At 71.2% G+C, this 3,467-nt stretch carries 3 protein-coding genes; 1 reads left to right on the top strand and 2 read right to left on the bottom strand.

Features of this window, described 5'->3' with window-relative positions; translation table 11 throughout:
• Window positions 1–671 (top strand): IPT/TIG domain-containing protein (locus ACZ6D7_RS09430; RefSeq protein WP_469486091.1); only part of this gene is annotated, 671 nt, incomplete at its 5' end.
• An 82-nt stretch (window positions 672–753) separates the two neighbouring features.
• Here the strand turns inward: ACZ6D7_RS09430 and ACZ6D7_RS09425 are convergent.
• Window positions 754–2,577, bottom strand: coding sequence for a glycosyl hydrolase family 18 protein (locus ACZ6D7_RS09425; RefSeq protein WP_469486088.1), 1,824 nt, complete (start codon window positions 2,575–2,577; stop codon window positions 754–756).
• A gap of 139 nt (window positions 2,578–2,716) precedes the next feature.
• Window positions 2,717–3,376 carry a response regulator gene (locus ACZ6D7_RS09420; protein WP_469486085.1) on the bottom strand — a complete coding sequence of 220 codons (660 nt, stop codon included), beginning with the start codon at window positions 3,374–3,376 and terminating at the stop codon, window positions 2,717–2,719.
• Between the last annotated feature and the right edge of the window lie 91 nt (window positions 3,377–3,467).

Below are 3,467 nucleotides of genomic sequence, written 5' to 3'. Positions count from 1 at the left end.
CGTTCGGCGGGGTTGCGGCGTCCTCGTTCACCGTCAACAGCGCTACCCAGATCACGGCGGTCAGTCCGCCCCGCGCGGCCGGTGCCGCGGCGGTCAGGGTCACCACACCCCATGGCACCAGCAACCCCAACGATCCCAACGCGTTCTTCTTCTACGCCGCCCAGCCCTCGCTGACCGCCCTCACCCCCGCCTCCGGACCGACGGCGGGCGGCACCACGGTCACCGTCACGGGCGGCGACCTCCTCGGTGCGACAGCGGTGCGCTTCGGCGGGGTGGCGGCGGCCTCGTTCACCGTCGATTCCGCCACGCAGATCACCGCGGTGACCCCCAGCCGCGCGCCCGGTGCCACGGACGTCACGGTGACTACCCCAGGCGGCGTCAGCGGCCCCCTCGGCTACGTCTTCCTCGGTGCCCCCGTGCTGCTCTCCCTCGAACCCGATGAAGGACCGGCGAGTTCCGTCACGGTCGTCACACTGACCGGCACCGGCCTGGCGACCGCCACCAGTGTCCGGTTCGGAACCGTGACCGCGGCCTTCACCGTGGTCTCCCCGACGCAGATCACCGCCGACGCTCCGGCGGGCCCCGCCGGGCCGCTCTCCGTCCAGGTGACCACACCCGCGGGTACGAGCAACGGCCTGACGTACACGCGGGTGCCGGCGCCCAGCATCTGAGAAGCCGGGCCGGAGAGGCAGGACATGTCCCGCCTCTCCGGCTTCGGGGCGCCGACCCCCGTGGGGGCGGCGCCGGGCGGCGTCAGCCCAGACCGCTGTTGATCGCGCTCACCAGCTCTCCGTTGCCGGTGTCACCGCTGAACTCCCAGAAGAACGCGCCGCCCAGGCCCTGGTTCTTGGCCCAGGTCATCTTTCCGGCGATGGTCGCCGGGGTGTCGTAGGACCACCAGTTGGTGCCGCAGTAGGCGTACGCCGTGCCCGCGATGGTGCCGGTGGCCGGGCAGGACGTCTTGAGGACCTTGTAGTCCTCGATGCCCGCCTCGTAGGTGCCGGGTGCCGCGCCGGTCGCCGTGCCGCCGGGGGCGGCCTGGGTGACACCCGTCCAGCCGCGGCCGTAGAAGCCGATGCCGAGCAGGAGCTTGGCGGACGGGACGCCCTTCGCCTTGAGCTTGGCGATCGCGTCCGCGGAGTTGAAGCCCGCCTGCGGGATGCCGGAGTACGAGGTCAGCGGCGAGTGCGGGGCGGTCGGGCCCTGCGCGTTGAAGGCGCCGAAGTAGTCGTACGTCATCACGTTGTACCAGTCGGCGTAGGCCGAGGCGCCGCCGTAGTCGGCCGCGTCGATCTTGCCGCCGGAGGAGCCGTCGGCCGTGATGGCCGCGGTGACCAGGTAGTTCGAGCCGAACTCGGTGCGCAGGGCCTGCATCAGGTTCTTGAAGGCCGCGGCCCCCGAGGTGTCGCAGGTCAGACCGCAGGCGTTCGGGTACTCCCAGTCGATGTCGATGCCGTCGAAGACATCGGCCCAGCGCGGGTCCTCCACGACGGCCTTGCAGGACTTGGCGAAGGCGGTCGCGTTGGCCGCGGCCTGGGCGAAGCCGCCGGAGTAGGTCCAGCCGCCGAAGGAGTACAGCACCTTGATGTGCGGGTACTTGGCCTTCAGCTGGCGCAGCTGGTTGAAGTTGCCGCGCAGCGGCTGGTCCCAGGTGTCGGCGGTGCCGCTGACGGACTGGTCGGCGGTGTAGGCCTTGTCGTAGGCGGCGTAGGTGTCGTCGACGACGCACTGGCCGTTCTTGACGTTGCCGAAGGCGTAGTTGATGTGGGTGATCTTCGAGGCGGAGCCGGAGGTCACCAGGTTCTTGACGTGGTAGTTGCGGCCGTAGACGCCCCACTCGGTGAAGTAGCCGAGCTTGACCTTGCTGCCGGTGGGCGGCGGGTCGGTGGTGCCGCCGGTGGTGCGCACGGCGACCGCGCCGCTGGCCGGGCCGGTCTGGTCGGCCGTGTCCCGCGCCTGGACGGTGTAGGAGTAGGAGGTGCCGGCGGTGAGGCCGGTGTCGGTGTACGACGTGGTGGTCACCGTGGCGACCTTGGCGCCGTCGCGCAGGACGTCGTAGTTCTTGACGCCCTTGTCGTCGGTGGCGGCGGACCAGGTCAGCTTCGCCGAAGTGTTGGTGACGTCCGAGGCGGTGGGGGTGCCCGGAGCGGAGGGGGCGGCGTCGCCGGGCACCGTGGTGCCGTCACAACTGCCGCCGTTGAGCTTGCAGTTGGCGGGGGAGCCGGTGCCCGCGCCGTTGAAGCCGAAGGAGACGGTGGCGCCGGGGGCCAGCGTGCCGTTCCAGGACTTGTTCTTGGCGGTCCAGTGGGTGCCGGAGGAGGTGACGTCGGCGTCCCAGGCGGAGGTGACGGACGTGCCGGAGGGGAAGTCCCACTCGACCGTCCAGGAGCTGATCGAGGTGGTGCCGGTGTTCTTCACCGTCCACTTGCCCTCGAAGCCGGTGCCCCAGTCCGAGGCCTTGGTGTAGGTGGCGGTGGCGGAGGTGGCGGCCTGGGCGGGGCTCGCGAGACCGACGAGTCCGGCCAGCGGGAGCAACAGGGTCGCGAACCCTGCCGCGGCTCTGTGTCTGAAGCGCATTCTGCGCCTCCTATGGGGAGTTGGGGGGCGTGACTGAGCCTTCACGCCCACAGTGCCGCGAGAATAGAAAGGTCTGGACCACGGGTCAAGAGGTCTGGACCACTCTCGTATACGGCTGGCCCCCCTACGGCTGGCCCCCCTACGGCTGGACCCCCAACTCCTGCGCCAACACCGCCGCTTGAACCCGGCTGCGCAGCCCCAGCTTCGCCAGCAACCGGCTGACGTGCGTCTTCACGGTGGCCTCCGCCATGTCGAGCCGCTGGGCGATCCCCGCGTTGGACAGGCCCTCCCCGAGGCAGGACAGCACCTCGCGCTCGCGCCGGGTGAGGGTGCCGAGGACCGCCGGGTCGGCCCCCGGTCCGCGCACCGGCCCGGCCGCGAACTCGGCGATCAGCCGGCGGGTGACGGCCGGGGCGATCAGCCCCTCCCCGCCCGCCACGGTACGCACCGCCGCGATCAGGTCCCGGGCCTCGGTGTTCTTCAGCAGGAAACCAGCCGCCCCGGCCCGGAGCGCCCCGAACACGTACTCGTCGAGGTCGAAGGTGGTCAGGACGAGGACGTCCGCGAGGTTCTCCGCGACGACCTGCCGGGTCGCCGCCACCCCGTCCAGCCGCGGCATCTGCACATCCATCAGCACCAGGTCCGGCCGCAGCTCCCGGGCCAGCGCCACCGCCCGCTCCCCGTCCGCCGCCTCCCCGACCACCTCGATGTCGGGCGCGCTGCGCAGGATCAGCACCAGCCCGGCGCGTACGGCGGACTGGTCCTCGGCGACCAGGACACGGATGGGCGGGCCGCTCATGCGGGGTCCTTAAGAATGTTGGCGGTCCGGGAGGACCGGGTGTGGCTGATGCGAGGTTGCCGCTGATGGCTCAAGGAGAATGGCCGCCCGG

Source organism: Streptomyces sp. NPDC041784, from assembly GCF_055591025.1.
This window is presented reverse-complemented; position numbering and strand designations above follow the sequence as displayed.

Excerpts from the sequence above, each read along its gene's own strand:
- ACZ6D7_RS09420 (WP_469486085.1), bottom strand. The coding sequence starts at position 3,376 with ATGAGCGGCCCGCCCATCCGTGTCCTGGTCGCCGAGGACCAGTCCGCC.
- ACZ6D7_RS09425 (WP_469486088.1), bottom strand. The coding sequence starts at position 2,577 with ATGCGCTTCAGACACAGAGCCGCGGCAGGGTTCGCGACCCTGTTGCTC.